At 41.5% G+C, this 16,616-nt stretch carries 36 protein-coding genes and 1 pseudogene; 7 read left to right on the top strand and 30 right to left on the bottom strand.

Annotated elements, in window-relative coordinates; all coding sequences use genetic code 11:
• Positions 1 to 94: 94 nt before the first annotated feature.
• The 28 genes and pseudogenes from TRNA_RS28770 to TRNA_RS28645 form a co-directional block, all read right to left on the bottom strand.
• Complete coding sequence (locus TRNA_RS28770) at positions 95 to 325, bottom strand: hypothetical protein (RefSeq protein ID WP_011197865.1); 231 nt, start codon at positions 323 to 325, stop codon at positions 95 to 97.
• 323 nt (positions 326 to 648) lie between these two features.
• Complete coding sequence (locus TRNA_RS28765) at positions 649 to 1,104, bottom strand: sigma factor-like helix-turn-helix DNA-binding protein (protein WP_011197863.1); 456 nt, start codon at positions 1,102 to 1,104, stop codon at positions 649 to 651.
• A gap of 2 nt (positions 1,105 to 1,106) precedes the next feature.
• Positions 1,107 to 1,307 carry a hypothetical protein gene (locus tag TRNA_RS28760; protein ID WP_021837350.1) on the bottom strand — a complete coding sequence of 67 codons (201 nt, stop codon included), beginning with the start codon at positions 1,305 to 1,307 and terminating at the stop codon, positions 1,107 to 1,109.
• A gap of 12 nt (positions 1,308 to 1,319) precedes the next feature.
• Complete coding sequence (locus TRNA_RS44250) at positions 1,320 to 1,448, bottom strand: hypothetical protein (protein WP_011197862.1); 129 nt, start codon at positions 1,446 to 1,448, stop codon at positions 1,320 to 1,322.
• A gap of 252 nt (positions 1,449 to 1,700) precedes the next feature.
• Positions 1,701 to 2,117, bottom strand: a complete 417-nt coding sequence (locus tag TRNA_RS28755) for a hypothetical protein (protein WP_011197861.1) — start codon at positions 2,115 to 2,117, stop codon at positions 1,701 to 1,703.
• Positions 2,118 to 2,152: 35 nt separating this feature from the next.
• The gene (locus tag TRNA_RS28750) at positions 2,153 to 2,590 is read right to left on the bottom strand and encodes a hypothetical protein (RefSeq protein WP_011197860.1); all 438 of its coding nucleotides are present in this window, start codon (positions 2,588 to 2,590) and stop codon (positions 2,153 to 2,155) included.
• Positions 2,591 to 2,622: 32 nt separating this feature from the next.
• Complete coding sequence (locus tag TRNA_RS28745; RefSeq protein ID WP_011197859.1) at positions 2,623 to 2,940, bottom strand: hypothetical protein; 318 nt, start codon at positions 2,938 to 2,940, stop codon at positions 2,623 to 2,625.
• Between the two features lie 264 nt (positions 2,941 to 3,204).
• Positions 3,205 to 3,381: pseudogene (gene ssb, locus TRNA_RS28740) on the bottom strand (single-stranded DNA-binding protein); the annotation flags it as partial.
• Complete coding sequence (locus TRNA_RS28735; protein ID WP_009328657.1) at positions 3,371 to 3,586, bottom strand: hypothetical protein; 216 nt, start codon at positions 3,584 to 3,586, stop codon at positions 3,371 to 3,373. The gene TRNA_RS28735 and the pseudogene ssb, both read right to left, overlap by 11 nt.
• A gap of 57 nt (positions 3,587 to 3,643) precedes the next feature.
• Positions 3,644 to 3,850, bottom strand: coding sequence for a hypothetical protein (locus TRNA_RS28730; RefSeq protein WP_009328658.1), 207 nt, complete (start codon positions 3,848 to 3,850; stop codon positions 3,644 to 3,646).
• Positions 3,829 to 4,206 carry a RusA family crossover junction endodeoxyribonuclease gene (locus TRNA_RS28725; RefSeq protein WP_234465641.1) on the bottom strand — a complete coding sequence of 126 codons (378 nt, stop codon included), beginning with the start codon at positions 4,204 to 4,206 and terminating at the stop codon, positions 3,829 to 3,831. The genes TRNA_RS28730 and TRNA_RS28725 overlap by 22 nt, the downstream gene beginning before the upstream one ends.
• Positions 4,207 to 4,247: 41 nt before the next feature.
• A complete protein-coding gene (locus tag TRNA_RS28720) occupies positions 4,248 to 4,703 on the bottom strand; it encodes a YopX family protein (RefSeq protein WP_009328660.1) in 456 nt (151 codons plus the stop codon).
• A complete protein-coding gene (locus TRNA_RS28715; RefSeq protein ID WP_011197857.1) occupies positions 4,700 to 5,149 on the bottom strand; it encodes a YopX family protein in 450 nt (149 codons plus the stop codon). Before TRNA_RS28715 ends, TRNA_RS28720 begins: the two co-directional genes overlap by 4 nt.
• Before the next feature lie 94 nt (positions 5,150 to 5,243).
• Positions 5,244 to 5,453, bottom strand: a complete 210-nt coding sequence (locus TRNA_RS28710; protein ID WP_011197856.1) for a hypothetical protein — start codon at positions 5,451 to 5,453, stop codon at positions 5,244 to 5,246.
• A 173-nt stretch (positions 5,454 to 5,626) separates the two neighbouring features.
• Positions 5,627 to 5,815, bottom strand: a complete 189-nt coding sequence (locus tag TRNA_RS28705; RefSeq protein WP_011201628.1) for a hypothetical protein — start codon at positions 5,813 to 5,815, stop codon at positions 5,627 to 5,629.
• The gene (locus tag TRNA_RS28700; RefSeq protein WP_011197854.1) at positions 5,812 to 6,102 is read right to left on the bottom strand and encodes an IDEAL domain-containing protein; all 291 of its coding nucleotides are present in this window, start codon (positions 6,100 to 6,102) and stop codon (positions 5,812 to 5,814) included. The genes TRNA_RS28705 and TRNA_RS28700 overlap by 4 nt, the downstream gene beginning before the upstream one ends.
• On the bottom strand, positions 6,102 to 6,266 hold the full coding sequence (locus TRNA_RS43850) for a hypothetical protein (RefSeq protein WP_011197853.1): 165 nt from the start codon (positions 6,264 to 6,266) through the stop codon (positions 6,102 to 6,104). Before TRNA_RS43850 ends, TRNA_RS28700 begins: the two co-directional genes overlap by 1 nt.
• Positions 6,267 to 6,279: 13 nt before the next feature.
• Positions 6,280 to 6,492: an XtrA/YqaO family protein gene (locus tag TRNA_RS28695; protein WP_011197852.1), complete on the bottom strand. Its 213-nt coding sequence runs from the start codon at positions 6,490 to 6,492 to the stop codon at positions 6,280 to 6,282.
• 94 nt (positions 6,493 to 6,586) lie between these two features.
• Positions 6,587 to 7,501: an ATP-binding protein gene (locus tag TRNA_RS28690; protein ID WP_044051824.1), complete on the bottom strand. Its 915-nt coding sequence runs from the start codon at positions 7,499 to 7,501 to the stop codon at positions 6,587 to 6,589.
• Positions 7,437 to 8,144, bottom strand: a complete 708-nt coding sequence (locus TRNA_RS44090; protein WP_011197850.1) for a DnaD domain-containing protein — start codon at positions 8,142 to 8,144, stop codon at positions 7,437 to 7,439. Before TRNA_RS44090 ends, TRNA_RS28690 begins: the two co-directional genes overlap by 65 nt.
• A gap of 129 nt (positions 8,145 to 8,273) precedes the next feature.
• Complete coding sequence (gene recT, locus TRNA_RS28680) at positions 8,274 to 9,095, bottom strand: recombination protein RecT (protein ID WP_011197849.1); 822 nt, start codon at positions 9,093 to 9,095, stop codon at positions 8,274 to 8,276.
• Positions 9,096 to 9,112: 17 nt separating this feature from the next.
• Complete coding sequence (locus TRNA_RS28675) at positions 9,113 to 10,051, bottom strand: YqaJ viral recombinase family protein (protein ID WP_011197848.1); 939 nt, start codon at positions 10,049 to 10,051, stop codon at positions 9,113 to 9,115.
• Between the two features lie 234 nt (positions 10,052 to 10,285).
• The gene (locus TRNA_RS28670; RefSeq protein ID WP_011197846.1) at positions 10,286 to 10,474 is read right to left on the bottom strand and encodes a hypothetical protein; all 189 of its coding nucleotides are present in this window, start codon (positions 10,472 to 10,474) and stop codon (positions 10,286 to 10,288) included.
• A gap of 121 nt (positions 10,475 to 10,595) precedes the next feature.
• Complete coding sequence (locus TRNA_RS28665) at positions 10,596 to 10,874, bottom strand: YqaH family protein (protein WP_011197845.1); 279 nt, start codon at positions 10,872 to 10,874, stop codon at positions 10,596 to 10,598.
• On the bottom strand, positions 10,871 to 11,389 hold the full coding sequence (locus TRNA_RS28660) for a helix-turn-helix domain-containing protein (RefSeq protein ID WP_009328672.1): 519 nt from the start codon (positions 11,387 to 11,389) through the stop codon (positions 10,871 to 10,873). The genes TRNA_RS28665 and TRNA_RS28660 overlap by 4 nt, the downstream gene beginning before the upstream one ends.
• 72 nt (positions 11,390 to 11,461) lie before the next feature.
• A complete protein-coding gene (locus TRNA_RS28655) occupies positions 11,462 to 12,196 on the bottom strand; it encodes a Rha family transcriptional regulator (RefSeq protein WP_011197844.1) in 735 nt (244 codons plus the stop codon).
• Positions 12,197 to 12,208: 12 nt separating this feature from the next.
• Entirely contained in the window at positions 12,209 to 12,619 is a 411-nt protein-coding gene (locus tag TRNA_RS28650) for a hypothetical protein (RefSeq protein ID WP_128474863.1), read from the bottom strand.
• Between the two features lie 39 nt (positions 12,620 to 12,658).
• Positions 12,659 to 12,985 (bottom strand): hypothetical protein, encoded by a 327-nt coding sequence (locus tag TRNA_RS28645; protein ID WP_011197842.1) that lies wholly within the window; start codon positions 12,983 to 12,985, stop codon positions 12,659 to 12,661.
• An 82-nt stretch (positions 12,986 to 13,067) separates the two neighbouring features.
• Between TRNA_RS28645 and TRNA_RS28640 the strand changes: the two genes are divergently transcribed.
• A complete protein-coding gene (locus tag TRNA_RS28640; RefSeq protein WP_041817017.1) occupies positions 13,068 to 13,307 on the top strand; it encodes a hypothetical protein in 240 nt (79 codons plus the stop codon).
• Here the strand turns inward: TRNA_RS28640 and TRNA_RS43845 are convergent.
• On the bottom strand, positions 13,294 to 13,470 hold the full coding sequence (locus TRNA_RS43845) for a hypothetical protein (RefSeq protein WP_164879362.1): 177 nt from the start codon (positions 13,468 to 13,470) through the stop codon (positions 13,294 to 13,296). The genes TRNA_RS28640 and TRNA_RS43845 overlap by 14 nt on opposite strands.
• Before the next feature lie 10 nt (positions 13,471 to 13,480).
• Positions 13,481 to 13,717 (bottom strand): helix-turn-helix transcriptional regulator, encoded by a 237-nt coding sequence (locus tag TRNA_RS28635; protein ID WP_011197841.1) that lies wholly within the window; start codon positions 13,715 to 13,717, stop codon positions 13,481 to 13,483.
• A gap of 134 nt (positions 13,718 to 13,851) precedes the next feature.
• Here TRNA_RS28635 and TRNA_RS28630 point away from each other — a divergent pair, with 134 nt between their 5' ends.
• The 6 genes from TRNA_RS28630 to TRNA_RS28605 all read left to right on the top strand — a co-directional run bounded on the left by TRNA_RS28630 (position 13,852) and on the right by TRNA_RS28605 (position 16,598).
• Positions 13,852 to 14,220: a helix-turn-helix domain-containing protein gene (locus TRNA_RS28630; RefSeq protein ID WP_011197840.1), complete on the top strand. Its 369-nt coding sequence runs from the start codon at positions 13,852 to 13,854 to the stop codon at positions 14,218 to 14,220.
• Positions 14,221 to 14,264: 44 nt separating this feature from the next.
• Entirely contained in the window at positions 14,265 to 14,513 is a 249-nt protein-coding gene (locus TRNA_RS28625) for a helix-turn-helix domain-containing protein (protein WP_041817016.1), read from the top strand.
• A 253-nt stretch (positions 14,514 to 14,766) separates the two neighbouring features.
• Positions 14,767 to 15,033 carry a hypothetical protein gene (locus TRNA_RS28620; RefSeq protein WP_011197839.1) on the top strand — a complete coding sequence of 89 codons (267 nt, stop codon included), beginning with the start codon at positions 14,767 to 14,769 and terminating at the stop codon, positions 15,031 to 15,033.
• A 92-nt stretch (positions 15,034 to 15,125) separates the two neighbouring features.
• The gene (locus TRNA_RS28615) at positions 15,126 to 15,647 is read left to right on the top strand and encodes a hypothetical protein (protein WP_011197838.1); all 522 of its coding nucleotides are present in this window, start codon (positions 15,126 to 15,128) and stop codon (positions 15,645 to 15,647) included.
• Positions 15,648 to 15,659: 12 nt separating this feature from the next.
• Complete coding sequence (locus tag TRNA_RS28610) at positions 15,660 to 16,007, top strand: DUF4064 domain-containing protein (protein ID WP_011197837.1); 348 nt, start codon at positions 15,660 to 15,662, stop codon at positions 16,005 to 16,007.
• 111 nt (positions 16,008 to 16,118) lie between these two features.
• Positions 16,119 to 16,598 carry an ImmA/IrrE family metallo-endopeptidase gene (locus TRNA_RS28605; RefSeq protein WP_011197836.1) on the top strand — a complete coding sequence of 160 codons (480 nt, stop codon included), beginning with the start codon at positions 16,119 to 16,121 and terminating at the stop codon, positions 16,596 to 16,598.
• Positions 16,599 to 16,616: the final 18 nt, after the last annotated feature.

The following is a 16,616-nucleotide window of genomic DNA, read 5'->3' as shown; positions in this document are numbered from 1 at the left end:
TTGTGAGTTTTGCGGGCCGATTCTCTCGCCTTCTCGCGTTCTTCTTCTCGTTTGTCCTGTAAGTATTGTCGTAGAATCATAATCATTACCGCCTTTATGGTCTCGAGACAAATTCATCCTCGTTAATTGCTTCCTGAATCACGTTTTTACCGATCTCGGCCATCCCGACGGCTTCGACTGGCGTTAATGCGTCGTAAATCGTCATCGTTGTACCGTCTTTCATCTTGAACGTTGCCGCGTATCCGTCGATCTCTCCAAAGTTTTCCTCGATCCATCTGATCAGCCCGTTGTTAGGCCCCGGATACACCCCTGTAACCTTCCCCATGTTCAAAACCCCCTTTTCTGAAAGTGATCAACTGCTTCTCTGAATTCGTCATCGACAAAGTATCTTGAAGGACTAATGCCCCAAAGGTGCACAGCCAACCAAGCGCTTATTTTTATTCGTAGCAGTTTCATGACTTTGTTCTCCTTTATTTGCTCTGAGCCGCGCCCGTGCTTGGCGGTATCCGATTGTTCTCCCAAGTCTCACCGGACGCATATCACAACAAACATAAAAAGCGACCCCGCGCATTCGCAGTGCCGCTCTTTCTCTCTTAATTTTGTGAAGTGGTAAACCGGGGAACCTACCTCCCCGTCCTGCCTTCCATTTTACACGACGGATTTTTTCGGATTCAACAACTGCACAATTCGGCAATTTTGGCACAACTGGTTGATGATCTCGTCTTTCATCCGCCTGACGGTTTCCCGCGATATGCCAAGATGAAGGCCAATGGCTCGATAGCTCATCCCTTCCATCATGCAATCATAAATCACTTTATGCTGTTCCCCTTCGATCGTTCTTGCTGCCGCCTCAATCGCGTATACACGTTCTTCGAAGTATTCTAGACGCTTGTATAGACGTTCCTCTCTTATGTCCATATCCCTCAGCTCGGCCTGACTCTTGCCGGGGCTTCCCTTTGGCATGGCAGCTTCTAACCCATATTGAGCGACACCCCAGCTTCGCATAGGGATGTCAGAACCGTAAAGCACCCTTTGCAATCTCTGAACCTCTTTTGCCATCCAGTGATAACTACTGATCAGTTTTTCAATCTCTTTTTTATACATGATCAATTCCCGCCCTTTCTATTTTGGCTAAAGAGCTTTCGGTAAATCGCTTTTGATATGATCGGTACAAATGTAATAAGGAAATAGATCCACACCACTTCATGAATGGTTCTAATGTTAATCTTTAATACAAATACCAAAAACCAAAATGCCACCAAGGAAATCGTTAAATTAATACACCAGATTGTTTCTTGCTTGTTCATTCATACGCCCCCTTATCGTTGTCTGAATGCCCCGCCTTTGGCTCTTTTATAGATAGGCCTGTTTGTATCCATCAGGTTCCTTAAATCCCGTTCAGTGAGCTTTTCCTGCTTTTTCCGCGTGTTCTTTTTGGTCTTTTTCATGTTTTCAGCCTCCTTTTGACACCCTAGTGATCGCGGGGTGTGACTGAAAAGTTGCAAAAATAAAAAACGGACACCAAACAAACAGCGTAAATGCTGTAAGTTCAGTGTCCGCAGGCTTTCCGTCTTGGACGTTTATTTTGTTTTCTGTTTTCGTTATACTTCTATGATACCATAAAATCAAGTTTAAATGTTTCCTGACGGCCGCCGCATGGCGGTTTTTTGTCCTTCATTCTCCTTCCCGGCTACGGCCTCTCATACTTTCCCTTCAAGTATTTTCAAAATGTCATCGATGTCCTTTTCCTCGATGTAGGTTTTTTTCGCCCTTCGGCATATGAATTTGATTTTTTGCATGGCTGTTACACATTCATGTAAAGCGCGTAAATTCCCGGCGCTCCTCGTCACGGTCAGCCCCTTTTCAGCCTGTTCGATAAGAAAATTCATATCAGCTACTTCTATATCGTAATAGGGCAACGTTTCACCTTCAGACAAAGCCATATCGACGCAATTTGAGTAAGACTCTTTTATTTTTTCCAAACGTTTTTTCTCGTCCGATTTCTCGCCATTAAGTCCGCCCTTCAATTCCATTTCAAATGTAAACTGTTCTTTATTCATCTGCCCGCGTTTCTCCTTCCCGGCTTGGCCGATTAACGTCAATTCGATAAATTGCATTTTACATTTTCCCTTTCAAGAGGGCTGCAGCCCCCTTACTTGATATAAAACGTCTTGGATTCAAACGTCCCGACATAGTTGTTTTTCTTCGCGTCTGTGTAGCAATCGATCTGAATGACATATGATCCTTTCCCGGTGCGCTTGCGAATCTCGTTGACACTGAAAGACTTTAACGGTGTTGAGTGCTTAAAGTATCCCCGCTGCACAAGGTTTGTATCAGTTAAGCCGCCGCCCGAACGTTTTTTATAGACGCCAGCCGTGTAGTAAAGCGTTCCAGAACCCTTCTTTTCCGCCCGCCAGTCAACTGTTTTTGCTCCTGAATAGTAATTCGTGTCGTCGGTGAAAATCCTCGCTGTATGGCCGAATGCTTCCTTTTGCCACGGCGACCAAACAGCCGCCGCAGATTGTGAGAATAAAAGCGTTCCAGAAATCAAGAGTGACAGTGTAACAATGGTTTTGAATAGTTTTTTCATGAGTTATTCCCCTTCCCGGCTCGCGCCGATGTTTATTTCTCTGCATCATGCTCCGCCACGTGCAAGAATATTGCTGATACCATTGGCAAAGAGACTAATAGCATTACAAGCAGTTGTTTGAAGTTTTCGAGATACATATATCCATACAGGACGACGGCGAAAGCGCTGATCAGAACCAAAATCAAGCCATAAAACCAGTCTCTAACCAACATCGCAAACACCAATCCCGAAGTGAACAAAATTATTACGGCGGACTCTCCGAGTGTCGGCCGGTATACCCACTGATACCCGATCATAAATACCCCGCCAAGAGCGATTAAAAAGCCCTTGATCACGTTTAAACCCTTCACCCTACTTTCCCCCTTAAATCATGATGAAAGCGACGAGAGAACCGATTATTGATGTTATGCAGATAGCTGTCATGTTATCCCGTAGATTTTTGTTTTCCCTCTCTCCGACCGCTCCCAAAAACGATAAGATAATTATGAGCAGTAGTATGATTTTGAATGCTATGATCATGCCTTCTCCCTCTCTAATTCATCAAATTTCTTCTCTAATTCATCGAATTTTTGTATAGCCGCCTCAAGGTATACCGCTAAATCAATAACCTCTTCCTGAGCGTGCTGCAACCATGCGACACAGTTGATAAAGTCCGCTTCCGTTTCTCCGTTCTGGTTTTTAAATGTCCGATTGACTGCAATGGTAAAGCTGACTACCGGTTTACCATCCCCGACATATCTTAGGTCAGGATCTCTTGTTAATCTTCCGACAAGTACCGTTCTATTCAGCATCTTTTGCATTCTCCTTTTCTATGATTTCTTCCACCGCATCCATAATGCGCCGCACCACTCTCGATCTGTTGGAATCTCTGGTTAAAAGTATTTCGATTTCTAATTTTCCGTTGGTAGTTATTACTCGTTCCTTGCCGACCGTGCTCGAAAATTCAACAATTCCATGCTTATCCCACCAGATATGGCGGTGTAGTTTAACAGCCATTTCCCTTCCACCTTTCGTCTATTTTCGACAGGAATCGACATTCTCAGCCGAAATTTTTTACCCGCGCTTCTCAAGCGCAGCCCTTACCTTTTTTAAATCGCATTCCTCGCCGTCAATCTCGACATGCTCCAAATCTTCGTTTAAAAAGCCGTAGCGACGTTTTAACTCTATGAGGCTATCTAAACCCTTCCAAAGGGTGTCATGCCCCACAGTCCGCCCGTATTGGTTTTTATAACGGATGATCAGGCGCTTAAATTTTCCCATTCTGCCAGCCCCATTATTTGAACCTCGATCCCGGGTTCTTTTCCGTAAACTTTGGCTCCTATGACCATGAAAACTTGGTTATCATCATGCCACGCTGTTTTATTCAGAGCGTCGAAAACACCTTTTACTAAATTGTCGATGTCCGGCTTTTTGATGTGTACCGTTGAAATGGCCTCCTGTTGCTTTTTCTTTGACCAACTTTTTGGAATCGGCATGGAGAAAAGCACCTTTACTACAGTAGGACCGGTATAAAGCTGCTGTCCTTTCATCTGCTTCTGTGCGTGCAGCTTTATGAAATCCTTATAAGCTAAATACCGCTGTGCGTTTTTATTCACGAATTTCCCGCGCCCGGTCATCCGGACGGCTCCCATTGGTTCGACTGGTATGTTAAGGGTGATCATTCCGCCGCCTCCAATAGACCGGGATTTTCATAGACTGTTCCGAGATATTCCGAATCCGGCCCACAATCGGCAAGACACTGAATTAACCCACCGGGATGTTCCCCATAAAATGCGGCTAGATCGTCGTAAAAAACAACCTTGAAAATTCTACCGAGAGAGTCTTTCCGGATATCACCCTCCCAAATCTCCCGGCCGGTTTCGTCCTTCAATCCGGTGTATTCTGTGACCGGTGCCTCTTCATCTGTGAAAACTCTCCAATCAGGCAAGAGGACCACCCCGCCGTATTGATTGACATACTCCGTCCGATTTGTGAAATATTCAACCCCTAAACCTTTTTTATGATCTTCTGACGCTACGAATCTATAATCGCTGTTCCCTTTCGGGTAAGAATTTTCGGAATAAATCATTTTGTTACACTGCTTTACAAATGCCCGATATTTTCGCTCTCTCATTCCGTCGCCTCCAATAATAAATCAGGATTTTGATAGATATTGCCGATGATTTCATAATCTTCATCACAGTAATTTATATCCCCAATCCAGCAAATACCTTTCCCGTTTTCTTCAAATGTATAATCTGAATAATAACGGCTATTAATATTCTCCAAAGTAAATGATCCATCCCGAAATCCAACTGAAGCAGTAAAGTGTTCTTCTATTTCGTTTCCATCAAAGAACCAGTGCACGCAATGAATAATGTCCCCCTCGTAAATCTCGCGGTCAGTATTATCCTTCAATCCGGTGTATAAATCCCGGCTGATCAATTCATATTCATCTGAGAAGACTGGAGACAGCTTGGCGGCTGCTCTTTCTTCCAATTGCCCGATGTTGTACCTTTTCATTTCAATGTTGCCGCTACCTTTATGCCTAAATGTGTAACGAATCTTGATAATGTCCATTCCCCTTACCTCCCGTCATCTTGTAACCATTGTTTGATCTGTTTTTCCCTGTATCCGGCCTGTAGTATGATCGACAGCAGCGCTTTGACTTCTTTCATTTCGCCGATCCCCACGCCTGCTTAAAAGCGTCTTTCAAACTCGGCGGTCGCGTTTCCGTCACCGATCTAACCGGGATACCCACGATGTAGGTCGTGCTTGTTTCTTGGATCAATTCGCGGTCGTTTTCCTTAACCATTTTTCGAATAAATACCTTTTTGAATAGTCCGCCGTACTGTGAATTGACTTCTTTTTTGATGATTCTCATATCAAATCCCACCATTCAAACACTTTTTTCTGTTCCTTCTTTTTCCGCCCGATCAGCCGGACGATGAGTCTTTTGATATTTTTCATTTGCCGCTCCCTCCTTAATCTCTCCACTGGAAACCGATATTTAAATTGACTTGTTTCGGGCTTAAAATTTTTATATCAATCCAGCTATTAATGAAATCCTCTAAATCCGTTTTTGGCATATATTTCAAAAGTTCCTAAATCGATTAAAGAGAAGTCTCTAGCGTGGCTTCTGATCACCCACGCATTGTCACCTTTAACAAGGAAGAATCCATCCTGTATATCATCCACAGAAAGCCCTTTCGGCTTCTCCTGTATCACTTTTAAATTAATTGTCATACCTCTACCTCCTGAATGCGTTTTAATTCGCTTGTAAGCTCTTCAAACCATTGCCTATCCTTTACGTCTAGGGCGAGGTCTATTAGTGCTCTGACGTCCGCCTGCGTGTATTTTGGTGCGTTTCTTGGTGATAGTTTCGTTAAGGTTACTTCGTGCCATGTTGCTGTGAATCCGTTCATTTTCAGAACCAAAATATTGCTGCCTTCTGAATGAAGCACGTACCCGCACACTTTTTGCGGGTTCTTTTTGAAGGCAACCCAGTCACCCGGCGCGAATCTCCTAAACATTATGCGCTCTTCTCCTGCTGCCGTTTTTGAATGATCGCATCAAGCCGCTGGATGGTATCAGTTAAATCCTGTTTCTCAATCTTGCAATTCGGGCAGGCATGGAATGCGACCATGCTGCCGGATTCCTGCCTGATAACCTTTTTGCCATTGCATAAGCTGCACATTGTGAATCCTCCTTCAATCGTCTTTCTCGACTTTTAGACCTATTTCAAAATCAACACGTTTAAATGTGCCTTTTACCGTTTGAATAATTGATTTTCCGTGTTCCGGGGCGTCCATTGCGTGCGCCGTCCCGTTGTTCCCATCCACCACAATAACGCGGACTTTGCCTTTCTCCATCGTTCCAGTAAAACTAAGATCATCATTGATAGTAATAGGTTTCAGTTTCACTCAAACCGCCCCCAGTGTGCTATAATTGAATTACCCACAGTTCATAAAGCATCGGAGCCTTTAGGTTTCGGTGTTTTTGTTAATGAAATGTTTGCTAATCACTTAAATCTGACAATCTATGATTCAGCAACATCATGTCCCCCTTGATGATTACCGTATAATCCCGGCACATTTGATGGATTCGGGAGCCGAGAGCTTCATCAATGTCCAGCAACTCATCTGTTGTAAGTTCTGAAGAAACAAGTAACGGCAGATGATTCAGGTAACGATAATTTACGATGGACTGAATTTGTTCAATCTGCCATTCGGTCGCCCGTGGTTTCTTGATACGCCCTTCACTAGTGGTTACATATACAGGCTTGAACAAGTCATCAATGAAAAGCACTTCGACTTTCCGCATCGCATCAAGCTTGGTTTCCAATTGATCAAAGTCCTTTTTCAGATCCCCCATGCCTTCTACATACGGGAAATACAAACAGTGGACGGACTTCTTCTTGATGAGATTATTCATAATGGCTGTAAGCAGATGAGTTTTGCCGCTGCCGGGTTGACCAAGCAAAGCGATACTGTTTGAACGATCCCCCCTGATTTTTTCAAAATCCTTGAAGTATTCAACAGCGCAATCATATGCATCCTTTATCAATTTTGGTTTCCCCTCCGTTTTAAAATTGCCGAATATAAGCTTTTCAAATTCTTCTGTAATGCCACTGGCTGCCATAAGTCGGGCTATTCTCTTTCGCCGTACACAGTCGCATTGTTTGGAATAGGTATCCTTCCATTCCCCTGCCTTTTCCGGCGGACAAACCTTTCCAGAAAGAAAATCATCTTCCGGCACCATTTCCTCTGGCACAAGTTGCTTTAACCGTTCGTCATAATTCCATTTCGTATCTTTATGAACCCGATAAAACACAATGCCATGATCTTTACAGGTTTCACATTCGTACTCAGCCTTTTCTCCGGATGCGTCCGGGGCCGAAAAGTGGGCTGATTTTTCCCGAAGGCTTTGCATCACCTTTTGAAATGCCGTGTTTATACTGATCGCTTTGTTTTCTTGCTTTTTTTGCTTGATAGTCATTTCCCCACTCCTTGCTTTTAAGTTCATTTGATTGTAGGAGGCGCTGGACATAAGCCATATTGCGGGCATTTCGCTTAACAGCCTCTTTCATGGCATCAAGCACCTTTTCCTCACCGTAATCGTCTATCAGACCTTTAAGCATATCCGCCAAAAATGAGGATAATAAGCCGAACCCTTCGTCCTCAAAAAACTGAAATGGGTTTGTCTTCATATTCTTGTCTTCCTCCTTTCCTTCCGTTGGATCTGATACCGGTGCTTTTTTCTTTTTATAATTTTCGAAACGCGTATACTCTGCATAGTTAACGATGGTTACAATGAAGCCGCGTTTTTGAGGTAGCCTGTCGATCTTTAAATATCCCTGCCTAGCCATTCGATCCAGAGAGTACTTTATTTGAACAGCAGACCAGTTGAACCTCTCGGCAAGGTGTGTGATCTTGATAATTGTTTGACCTATATCAAGCTCTTTGCCTTGCCTGTATTCCGCCCTTTTAAACAAATGATCGTAAATTATCTCGTCACGTTCATCTTTAAAGGGAAGACGGGGGAGGACAACACACCCCATACCTTGCATATCCACGCCGCTCACCTACTTCCTTTCACAGAGTGCTCATACCCGTAAACCCGTTTCACTTGTCAACTTCGACTTTGCGCAATTCAAACGCCCATTTGCAGACAATTTTGTTCATCATGATGCGCCGCCCTTCGCTTAATTTTCTATGGGTGCGTCGATAATGTCTGGCGATTCTTCAAACGCGTAAATCGGTTTTGGTTCTTCTTTGAAGCTTGAATGCACCGTTTCGTCCCTCGTTATTTGATTCTGAATTTCGACGCTTATCGGCATGTATTTGACAAGCTGCTTGATAACCGTCTTTTTTGCCATTGACTCATAATGATCAGCCCAAGGGCCAAAATGCTTTCCGTTCTTTTGCGACTTGCTGAATTTATCGCGAATCTGATTAATTTGTTCAACGCTCATGACTGTAAAAGCATGGCCGCCGTCTTTAAATCGGGCATAAGCATAGAAACATTTGAGTTTCCCGCGGTCTGCATCCATCGTCGGCTTATGGTATAACTTTTCGTTTATCCCGTATTCGAAATCAAATTCATCATTTTCATAGACTTCATTTGCTACAATGCTTGTTACTTGGCCTGATCTTCTGACTAATTCGATCAAGCCCTTATATCCGATCTGCAATTGAACTTCTTTAACGTTCTTGTTCTTGTTGTAATAAGGCACAAGATAGGCCGACCCCAGCGCGTCCGGTTCTAATCCAACTTGCGCCGCTTGCATAACGGCTCCAAGCAAAGACTCAGGCGTGCATTCTTTAAGCATTGGGTTTTTCCTGAACTCTGTAACCGCTAAACGAATCAGCCTGTCGGCGTCCAAGTGTTTAGGCAAAGCCATTTCAAACGATTCTTTATGTTTCATCATTGCATCAAGAATTGTTTTTGGTTTATCATCTTGAGCAACCTCGTTTCTTTGCTCCTGCTTCGCTATGTCGTTTTTCAATTTCTCTGCTTGTGTCATACCGTTTTCCCCTTTCATTACCGGATTGAAAATCTTGAACCGTTACCCTCTTTCACATACTGCCTGTAGATGTCAGGGTGTTCTCTCTTGAATTTTTCTTTGTCAAAGCGTTCAACCGGGAACCTCGACCAAGTGACTTTTTTGTCAGCAACAAAACCGTGTTTCCTTTCACCGAGAATCCCTTTGATCTCGTTTTCAATGGCCTGCTTCTTCTCTGTCAGTTCGTTGATCTTCTCTTTCGTCCGCTCGTATTCTTCAATCTTGCTATCAAAGTATCCCGGCAGATCAACCGAATCCTCGACATGCTCCGGGTACATGGCCGCCAGTAAATCCTTTGATGATTGCGACCCGTCAAACGGCGGCGGCACTCTTTTAGAAACGTGTTCATTCCAGAAATAAGCCGCCTTTTCTTCCATGATCCGTATCAATTCATCGTCGCGCTCGATCTCATGGAATCGCCAAGGGTTCACAACATCCCCTAATATAAGGGCGGCCAAATGCCATTTTTTGAACCCGGTTACACTCATGTACCATTGGCATTGAACAAAATACGCATCGGGCACGCTGTCTGCCGTCCATTCATCACGCTTGTAAACTGTCGCCGTCTTGCACTCAAGACCTTCCTTCCGGCCGACAATCAGGCGGTCAACATTCGCCAAAAAATACGGGTATTTCTCATGTTGTAAAATGGCGTTCCGCTTCTTCACTTTCAGCCCTTTCCTCCGGCTGAATTCCTGGGCTACGATGTCCTCCAATAGATTCCCGAGCCTTGCCGCCTCGCTTTCGTTATCCTCTAAAGGACTTTCGCCGATCTTATCCATGTATAATTGAATGGGACTTTTCCACTTGTTAAGTCCGAGTATGGCAGAAACATCGCTCCCACCAATGCCTCGCCGTCGCGCTTCTAACCATGCTTGTCGTTCCATTCCTTCGGTAGATGTAAGGATTTTAGCCATTCTTTCACCTTCTATATTGTTTTTCAGGCAGAAGACTGATATAATTTGTATTTGGAAAGTTTATCTACGCCTTTCCACCAGCCAATTAATTCAACACTTGGTATTTGATCTTGTTGAACCTTTTTTAAAGGTTCTTTTTTTTATGCCTCGTCGTCTTCGTTTTCTTCCTCTTCTTCATACCGCAAATAATCCTTTGGATAGCCGTAACGGTTGATTTCTGTGATAATTGGGTGTTCAATGTTCATTTCCATCCGCTCCTTTCCGTGCCATTAGGTATTTGTATAGACTTAACATCACCTTTTCTTCCGAAGAAACCTCTTCATACAGCAGTCGAATCGCTCCTTTAATATCCTGTTCTGAGTAATTCATGTTCTTGGCATTTCGTAAAAAGGAAGATGCCAATTCATATTTTCTGTGATTCATTTTTGATGTCTCCTTTTGACGTATTGATCCCACGACAGATGCAATTCAGGATAGTTTCGGATTCTCGCGCACCATTCCCTAACCTCTGACGCTGTTGCCGGCCTGTGAAGGTAATGGAGCATTAGTGAATCCCTCTTGCTGGCGGTTTAACAGGCACAACGTTCAGCCCTCTTTTGGCGAACTCTGACGCGATTTCGTGTAGTTCCACTACTTTTTCAGGGTGCTGCATTTTCTTTAAGTCTCTGCTGTGATCGACTATGCTACCCGCAAGTTCTATACACCCATCAAAATCACCCTCTTTGACGGCATCCGCCAATAGTTCTGAAACGAGAAATTGCAATGACTTGTAAAGTCGTTCCGCCTTCTCCCTGTCAGACTTCAAAAAATGGTTTAAATTCATTCGAGCCACCCTTTCGCCTTCCATGTGATAGTTGCTTTTTTGTAGCACTCTTTGAGTGAAATGTTGTATTCCTTCGCCAATAAGGCCGCTAAGTTTTTAGCCCATGCCTCCACGTCCAGAAGTTCCTTTATGACCACTTTAATGCGCTCCCTTTCTTCCAAAGAGATCAGCTTCGGATTCTTAACAAAACTCACATCTGCAAGTGTCTGGATGGCTTCTGTCGCCTGTGTGACCATGATCTCTTCAAAAGCCAGTCGATGTTGCTCGACTGATTCACCAGTGAAGACGGGCGGCGAGCAACCATCGCTGAATTTGTTCATGATTCCCATTGCGAAAAATGGTTGATCGAATTTCTTTAGTGACGTTTCCGCCACATCCCACGGCATTTTTCTTGTTCCGTTTTTCATTTTGCTGACCATCGACTCCGAAACGTTTAGATCAAGGGCGAGTTGCCCGTTTGTCATGTTCTTCGTTTCAAGTAGATGCGCCAGTGATTTAGACACTATTTCCGGCATTCTTGAACTCTCCTTTGTCCTATGTTCTCTATTTTTCTGTACAGATTATGGATGTATGATTAAGTCGTAAGGTTAAACAACTTCATCAAGTTTAAAGTCATTGATGTTTACTTTGAATTGAATAGCCATTTCCTTGACTATTTGGATGTAGATTTCAACTAAGCGCTTTTCCTCTGCGATCACGTCTAATTTGTTGATTTTCTTTACATAAGTTTTGGACATGCCTTGCGATAGCGCGCGTTCTTTTCGATTGTTCAAACGGATGTCGAGTTTACAGCCTGCCCGCTGTTCCAAACGCTCATAACTAAGATTCATGACGCTTCGGTATGGCTCGACACCGGTCCAGTTTTTCGCGATTCTTTTTAAGATGACATTTACCTTTTCACGCCAGCCGACATTGTTCATGGATACGATGTTCGAAATATTGTTCACTTGACCTTCTAGTTGATTCATTCGTTTGTCTTGCTCGACCAGTTGGTTGATGGTTCCTTGTAAAACTTCCAACGGCGTTTTTGGCTGTTGTTGTTTTTCTAATTGTTCAATTCTTTCAATAACTTTAAATCTTGTTGTGGCATCGTATTTTAAAGCTAATTGCATGGCACCTTTTCTGCCGAATGTGTAACAAGGTAATTCTTTGTTCTGTAGAGTTTTATAAGAGGACAGTCCAAAAATGGACTCACCTAATTCTTTTCCTAATTTATTAATTTCTTCTCGAATGTCGCGCATAATGTGTTTGTGTTCTTTGCCTGTTAATTCTGCTAAATCTAAACTTGTCATTTTGATTTCAGAGTTCATTAATTGATTCATTTAGCGATCCTCCTATTTAACTCGATAAAATTTAGGTTTGATTTCATTACCTTTCTTTTCATAAACACGGATGCCGTTTTCAATACAGTATTTTTCCATTACGCTCATTCCGTGTTGTCTTTTATAAATCTCGCTAGTGGCAGACATAAAACCTACTCCTAAACGTTTGATAAAACGATTTTCATAGCAATGTGACACCAGTAATTCAAGGAAGCTATCACTTGTGAATCGCTCGCCTAAGCTATTCATTTTTTCTAATGTGGAATCATAATTCCATGTTCCGTCGTCAGTGTAGTATTTGATTGGGGGGAACAGTGTGAAAAATTCTTTTACTTTCCGACCATCCATAAGCTTTGTAATAAGGTCAATGGCGCTTAAAACATTCTCAGGCTGCTCCTTTGGTAATATGATATCCTGACACATGTTGCGGCCGAGGATTATCATTAAATTGTAGGGATTGATTTAAGACACACCTTTCTGAAAATAGTTTGTGTTTTCTTCGACCCAAGTTGAGTTTTGTTTGATCCATTCAAAAACGAGATCACGCGGATATCTAGCTTGAATGGTTTTCAATTTCGGGAAAGACTCGATTCCGGTTAGTCTTGTCACCGCTGCCGATTTGATTTGGAAAATCTCTTGCAAATGAGTGTTTTTTAATATTGGAGGATACGTATATTTTTTTGCACCGTCCTCCACGCCTTGCTGATAAGCTTTTTCGCAAAGCGCTTTAACAATCTCGAAAACCGTTTCGTTCGGTAAGTTATCAAGTGAGATACCGAGATTAGCCAAAATGTTCGCCTCCTATACTGTGGTTTGTAATCTGCCAACCTTTCTCATGTGGTAAAATCTTCTGAGAAAGGTGGTGATCAATATGGCTACTCAAATTTATGCTTGTCTTTGTGGTGAATGGGTTGACTTGACCAGTGATCCTAACTGTAAAATTGGTAGATATGACTCTTCTCAACTCACATGGTGGGACGAAGGCGCGAGTATTTGGAGTCCTAATACTAAAGATGAACACACGATGTATCAGCAGGATTATGTTGATATCCATTATCGAAATGCCGATTATCGTATTCACCCAATGTTCATTCAGATCAAGAGATCCTAAATTCGCGTTTCAGGTTAATTTCTAATAGTTCTGATTCGTCAAACTCCACTTTGGCGGCTTTAGAACTGTACAACATATCAACATGTTGTTTAACGCGATTCCATTCAGACTGGGTCATACCATTCAACAAATCAGTTAATTGATCTAGCTTCTTTTGATTCATGGTCAGCCTCCTACGCTGTGTGGGATTTACCGTGCAATTCGTGAAGTTGATCTTCAAAAAAAATTTCTTGCACTGTTTTTTTGTAATAATTTGCTATACGAACCTTTATTTCATCACGAGGTGTGCGGTGACCCGATTCATACATAGCTAATGTACTTTCGCTTATTTCAAGCTCATTTGCAACTAAAGACCGGGTTTTATCGCCTCTTAGTTTCATCAACTTTGCACCAATAACCTTTTTATTCAATTGCCCTCCTCCTTTACGTTTCGTGTTGTTCTTGTCTATTATATTAAACCGCACGATTCGTAAAGTCAATACATATTGTGAAGTTTTTTTGTAAAGCGTCACGAATCGTGATATTATCTATAAAGGTGATGAATATGAAATTCGGAGATCGACTTAGAGAACTCAGGAAAATGAGGCCGAATCTTTCTCAAAAAAAATTAGGGGAACATTTAGGTCTTGCAGAAAGCACAATTAGTATGTATGAGCAAAATAGAAGAGAACCGGAATATGAAATTCTAATTAAAATAGCTGATTATTTCGATGTTTCAATTGACTACTTACTTCGAGGCACTGATCCGAAGGTTCAAGATAAAATCTTTGAAGACGAAGCAAAGAGGATTCTAAATGACCCTAAAACCTTCATCGCGGCTCGTGATGGAGAAATTACACAGGAGATTTTAGATGCTGCCCTTGAAATCATTACGGAGCAACTGAAAGAAGGCGGGAAAAAGAAATCTGACTAAGCAAGGAGTGACAGCATGGAGTGGAATTTAAAGGAGTTATTTTTATGACTTTAGGAGAAAGGTTAAAAATGTTGAGAAATAAACAAAAACCTAAGCTCTCTCAAGAAACATTATCAGAAGAACTCGGAATAAATCGCTCTACCTATGCGAGATATGAAACCGGAGACAATGACCCTGGTTACAAAACTCTTATAAAAATAGCTGATTTTTATAAGGTATCTCTTGATTACTTAATTCGAGGAATAGTAAAACAAGAGCAAGATAAAGTGTATTCTGATGAATCCACCAACTAAAATTAAGAAAAAAATCTTGAAAGCAAAAAGACCGTCCACTTATATATATATATCTATTGTTTATATTGTTTATTATTGTTTACTAATAAGATTTACATTGGATTTATATTGCATGTATATTCTCATTTATAAATCGGTTTTTCCGATGCCGACAAACCCTTGATACACAAGGGTTCTAAGTGTTGTTCTCTTTTACATTCTCATTTATGTTCCTTTTATAATCTCTTTTATAAAAAATCAGGAGGTTTTTTATGTGGAAAATAAAGAATTTGAAATAATCTTGAAAGAGATTCAGGCAATTAATAGCCGCCTAACCAACCTTGAAAGAAATGTCGCGACCAAAGATGACATCAAAACATTGAGTGACAAAATCGATTTTCAGCATACCGAAAACATCAATTCGGATAACCTTCTACTTGATGAGATTAGCGCCCTTGAAGAAGGCGTCATCTATGTTAATCGCAAAGTAGCTGATGCTGAATTCGAGATTCACACATTGAAAACCCGTATACACCAGTGAATATATTGAAATTTTTGTAACATAATGTTGAAAAATGATGATAATTAGACTATTATAAAAGTCGTACATAATATGAACTGGGGGTTTTATCTTTGAAAAAATTTTTAGTTTTATTTTTATCTTTCGGCCTCGCTCTGGCCTTAGCCGCCTGCAGCTCAACTGATGACGTATCAACAGGAACAGAGGATTCAAAAGACAAAAAGACAGAAGAGAAGAAAGATGATGGTTCTAAAAAAGTTGATGCAAGTAGTCAAAAGACTGATGCTTTAGGGATGAAAGTTAATTTAGGAGACGTTAAAATTATGAAAGATAAAGTTAACGTCGGTATCAACATTGAAAACACAACTAGCAAAGTCCTCAACTTCTATCCTGATCAAGGTAATGCAGTAGTCGGAGACATGCAATTATCAGCCAATATGTTTTTGACTGATGGCGAAGTTGGTGGAGAAGTTCAAGGTGGCGTTAAACAGGACGGGGTGCTGGAGTTTGCCGTACCAGAAGGAAAAGAGCTTGATATCAATAACATTAAAGAAATCAAGTTGAATTTTGGTGATGTAACCACTGAAGACTTTATGAATAACAAAGCAGTATCATTCACTGTGCCAGTTAAGTAAGGAGAATTCAAAATGAAAAGAACTACTGAATTTGTTTTAGGTCTAATAGGCGGAATTTTCGGTTTTATTGGTGCCTTTTTGGCGTTAATTGTCGGCGGACTCGATGCCTCTTTTAATTCATCTGGCACAAGCGATATTATTGGTTTAGGTTGGGGTGCTATCTTCCTCTCAATCCTTGGAATTATCGCTTCGGTGATTGTTAGAAAAAAAGCTAAATTAGGTGGAATTTTGCTTATTATTTCTGGTATCGGTGGCCTGATTTGCATTTTCTTATTCTACTTACTTCCCGCTATTCTTCTAATTATCTCGGGAGTTATGGGACTTGCTAGAAGAGATAAAACAACGACGACGGCAGCATAAAGAAGAGCCCTATGAGGGGCTTTTCTTTTCACTAAATAACAGAACGTATGTTTCCTTTGTTTTAAATAAGAATTACCTCAATTTGATAAATGGGCTTAGGAGGCGTTCTTCTTGGTGTATACAAAAAGTCATTTAGAAGATTGGATTGAAAACTTGTACAGAAGCATCAGTATCATTACACCAGAGCAAATTGATTTCGAGCGTATAGCTGAGTTGTTAGGCATAAGTGTTTATTTTAAGCCTATCCCAAGTTGTTCTTTCAAGTATAATGACGTGTATACGATTATATTAGATAGCCGGAAAACCCGTTTCGAGCAGTGGGACGACTTTGCTCATGAACTATGCCACCTTTACAGACATGAAGGAGATAAAAAAACAATGCCAAAGTTTTGGTCAGATTATCAGGAGAGACAAGCCAATTACTTCTCATATCACTTTTGCATCCCCACTTTTATGCTTCATGGAATGAAAATTCCACAAAATCATTTTTTTGACGCTCACCTCATTTCTAAGATGTTTAAAGTCACTGAACCATTTGCGAAAGTACGCCTTAACATGTACTTTAACAAAATTCATCTTATTGTTAGTTAAAAGAAACTTTAAATAGGA

It is taken from the genome of Bacillus licheniformis DSM 13 = ATCC 14580, assembly GCF_000011645.1.
GTDB lineage: Bacteria > Bacillota > Bacilli > Bacillales > Bacillaceae > Bacillus > Bacillus licheniformis.
This window is presented reverse-complemented; position numbering and strand designations above follow the sequence as displayed.

What these genes read in the sequence shown, in the direction of transcription:
- TRNA_RS28770 (WP_011197865.1), bottom strand. Translation starts at nt 325, where the DNA reads ATGGGGAAGGTTACAGGGGTGTATCCGGGGCCTAACAACGGGCTGATC.
- TRNA_RS28765 (WP_011197863.1), bottom strand. Translation starts at nt 1,104, where the DNA reads ATGTATAAAAAAGAGATTGAAAAACTGATCAGTAGTTATCACTGGATG.
- TRNA_RS28760 (WP_021837350.1), bottom strand. Translation starts at nt 1,307, where the DNA reads ATGAACAAGCAAGAAACAATCTGGTGTATTAATTTAACGATTTCCTTG.
- TRNA_RS44250 (WP_011197862.1), bottom strand. Translation starts at nt 1,448, where the DNA reads ATGAAAAAGACCAAAAAGAACACGCGGAAAAAGCAGGAAAAGCTCACT.
- TRNA_RS28755 (WP_011197861.1), bottom strand. Translation starts at nt 2,117, where the DNA reads ATGCAATTTATCGAATTGACGTTAATCGGCCAAGCCGGGAAGGAGAAA.
- TRNA_RS28750 (WP_011197860.1), bottom strand. Translation starts at nt 2,590, where the DNA reads ATGAAAAAACTATTCAAAACCATTGTTACACTGTCACTCTTGATTTCT.
- TRNA_RS28735 (WP_009328657.1), bottom strand. Translation starts at nt 3,586, where the DNA reads ATGGCTGTTAAACTACACCGCCATATCTGGTGGGATAAGCATGGAATT.
- TRNA_RS28730 (WP_009328658.1), bottom strand. Translation starts at nt 3,850, where the DNA reads ATGGGAAAATTTAAGCGCCTGATCATCCGTTATAAAAACCAATACGGG.
- TRNA_RS28725 (WP_234465641.1), bottom strand. Translation starts at nt 4,206, where the DNA reads ATGACCGGGCGCGGGAAATTCGTGAATAAAAACGCACAGCGGTATTTA.
- TRNA_RS28720 (WP_009328660.1), bottom strand. Translation starts at nt 4,703, where the DNA reads ATGAGAGAGCGAAAATATCGGGCATTTGTAAAGCAGTGTAACAAAATG.
- TRNA_RS28715 (WP_011197857.1), bottom strand. Translation starts at nt 5,149, where the DNA reads ATGGACATTATCAAGATTCGTTACACATTTAGGCATAAAGGTAGCGGC.
- TRNA_RS28710 (WP_011197856.1), bottom strand. Translation starts at nt 5,453, where the DNA reads ATGAGAATCATCAAAAAAGAAGTCAATTCACAGTACGGCGGACTATTC.
- TRNA_RS28705 (WP_011201628.1), bottom strand. Translation starts at nt 5,815, where the DNA reads ATGACAATTAATTTAAAAGTGATACAGGAGAAGCCGAAAGGGCTTTCT.
- TRNA_RS28700 (WP_011197854.1), bottom strand. Translation starts at nt 6,102, where the DNA reads ATGTTTAGGAGATTCGCGCCGGGTGACTGGGTTGCCTTCAAAAAGAAC.
- TRNA_RS43850 (WP_011197853.1), bottom strand. Translation starts at nt 6,266, where the DNA reads ATGTGCAGCTTATGCAATGGCAAAAAGGTTATCAGGCAGGAATCCGGC.
- TRNA_RS28690 (WP_044051824.1), bottom strand. Translation starts at nt 7,501, where the DNA reads ATGCAAAGCCTTCGGGAAAAATCAGCCCACTTTTCGGCCCCGGACGCA.
- recT (WP_011197849.1), bottom strand. Translation starts at nt 9,095, where the DNA reads ATGACACAAGCAGAGAAATTGAAAAACGACATAGCGAAGCAGGAGCAA.
- TRNA_RS28675 (WP_011197848.1), bottom strand. Translation starts at nt 10,051, where the DNA reads ATGGCTAAAATCCTTACATCTACCGAAGGAATGGAACGACAAGCATGG.
- TRNA_RS28670 (WP_011197846.1), bottom strand. Translation starts at nt 10,474, where the DNA reads ATGAATCACAGAAAATATGAATTGGCATCTTCCTTTTTACGAAATGCC.
- TRNA_RS28665 (WP_011197845.1), bottom strand. Translation starts at nt 10,874, where the DNA reads ATGAATTTAAACCATTTTTTGAAGTCTGACAGGGAGAAGGCGGAACGA.
- TRNA_RS28660 (WP_009328672.1), bottom strand. Translation starts at nt 11,389, where the DNA reads ATGCCGGAAATAGTGTCTAAATCACTGGCGCATCTACTTGAAACGAAG.
- TRNA_RS28655 (WP_011197844.1), bottom strand. Translation starts at nt 12,196, where the DNA reads ATGAATCAATTAATGAACTCTGAAATCAAAATGACAAGTTTAGATTTA.
- TRNA_RS28650 (WP_128474863.1), bottom strand. Translation starts at nt 12,619, where the DNA reads ATGTGTCAGGATATCATATTACCAAAGGAGCAGCCTGAGAATGTTTTA.
- TRNA_RS28640 (WP_041817017.1), top strand. Translation starts at nt 13,068, where the DNA reads ATGGCTACTCAAATTTATGCTTGTCTTTGTGGTGAATGGGTTGACTTG.
- TRNA_RS43845 (WP_164879362.1), bottom strand. Translation starts at nt 13,470, where the DNA reads ATGAATCAAAAGAAGCTAGATCAATTAACTGATTTGTTGAATGGTATG.
- TRNA_RS28630 (WP_011197840.1), top strand. Translation starts at nt 13,852, where the DNA reads ATGAAATTCGGAGATCGACTTAGAGAACTCAGGAAAATGAGGCCGAAT.
- TRNA_RS28625 (WP_041817016.1), top strand. Translation starts at nt 14,265, where the DNA reads ATGACTTTAGGAGAAAGGTTAAAAATGTTGAGAAATAAACAAAAACCT.
- TRNA_RS28610 (WP_011197837.1), top strand. Translation starts at nt 15,660, where the DNA reads ATGAAAAGAACTACTGAATTTGTTTTAGGTCTAATAGGCGGAATTTTC.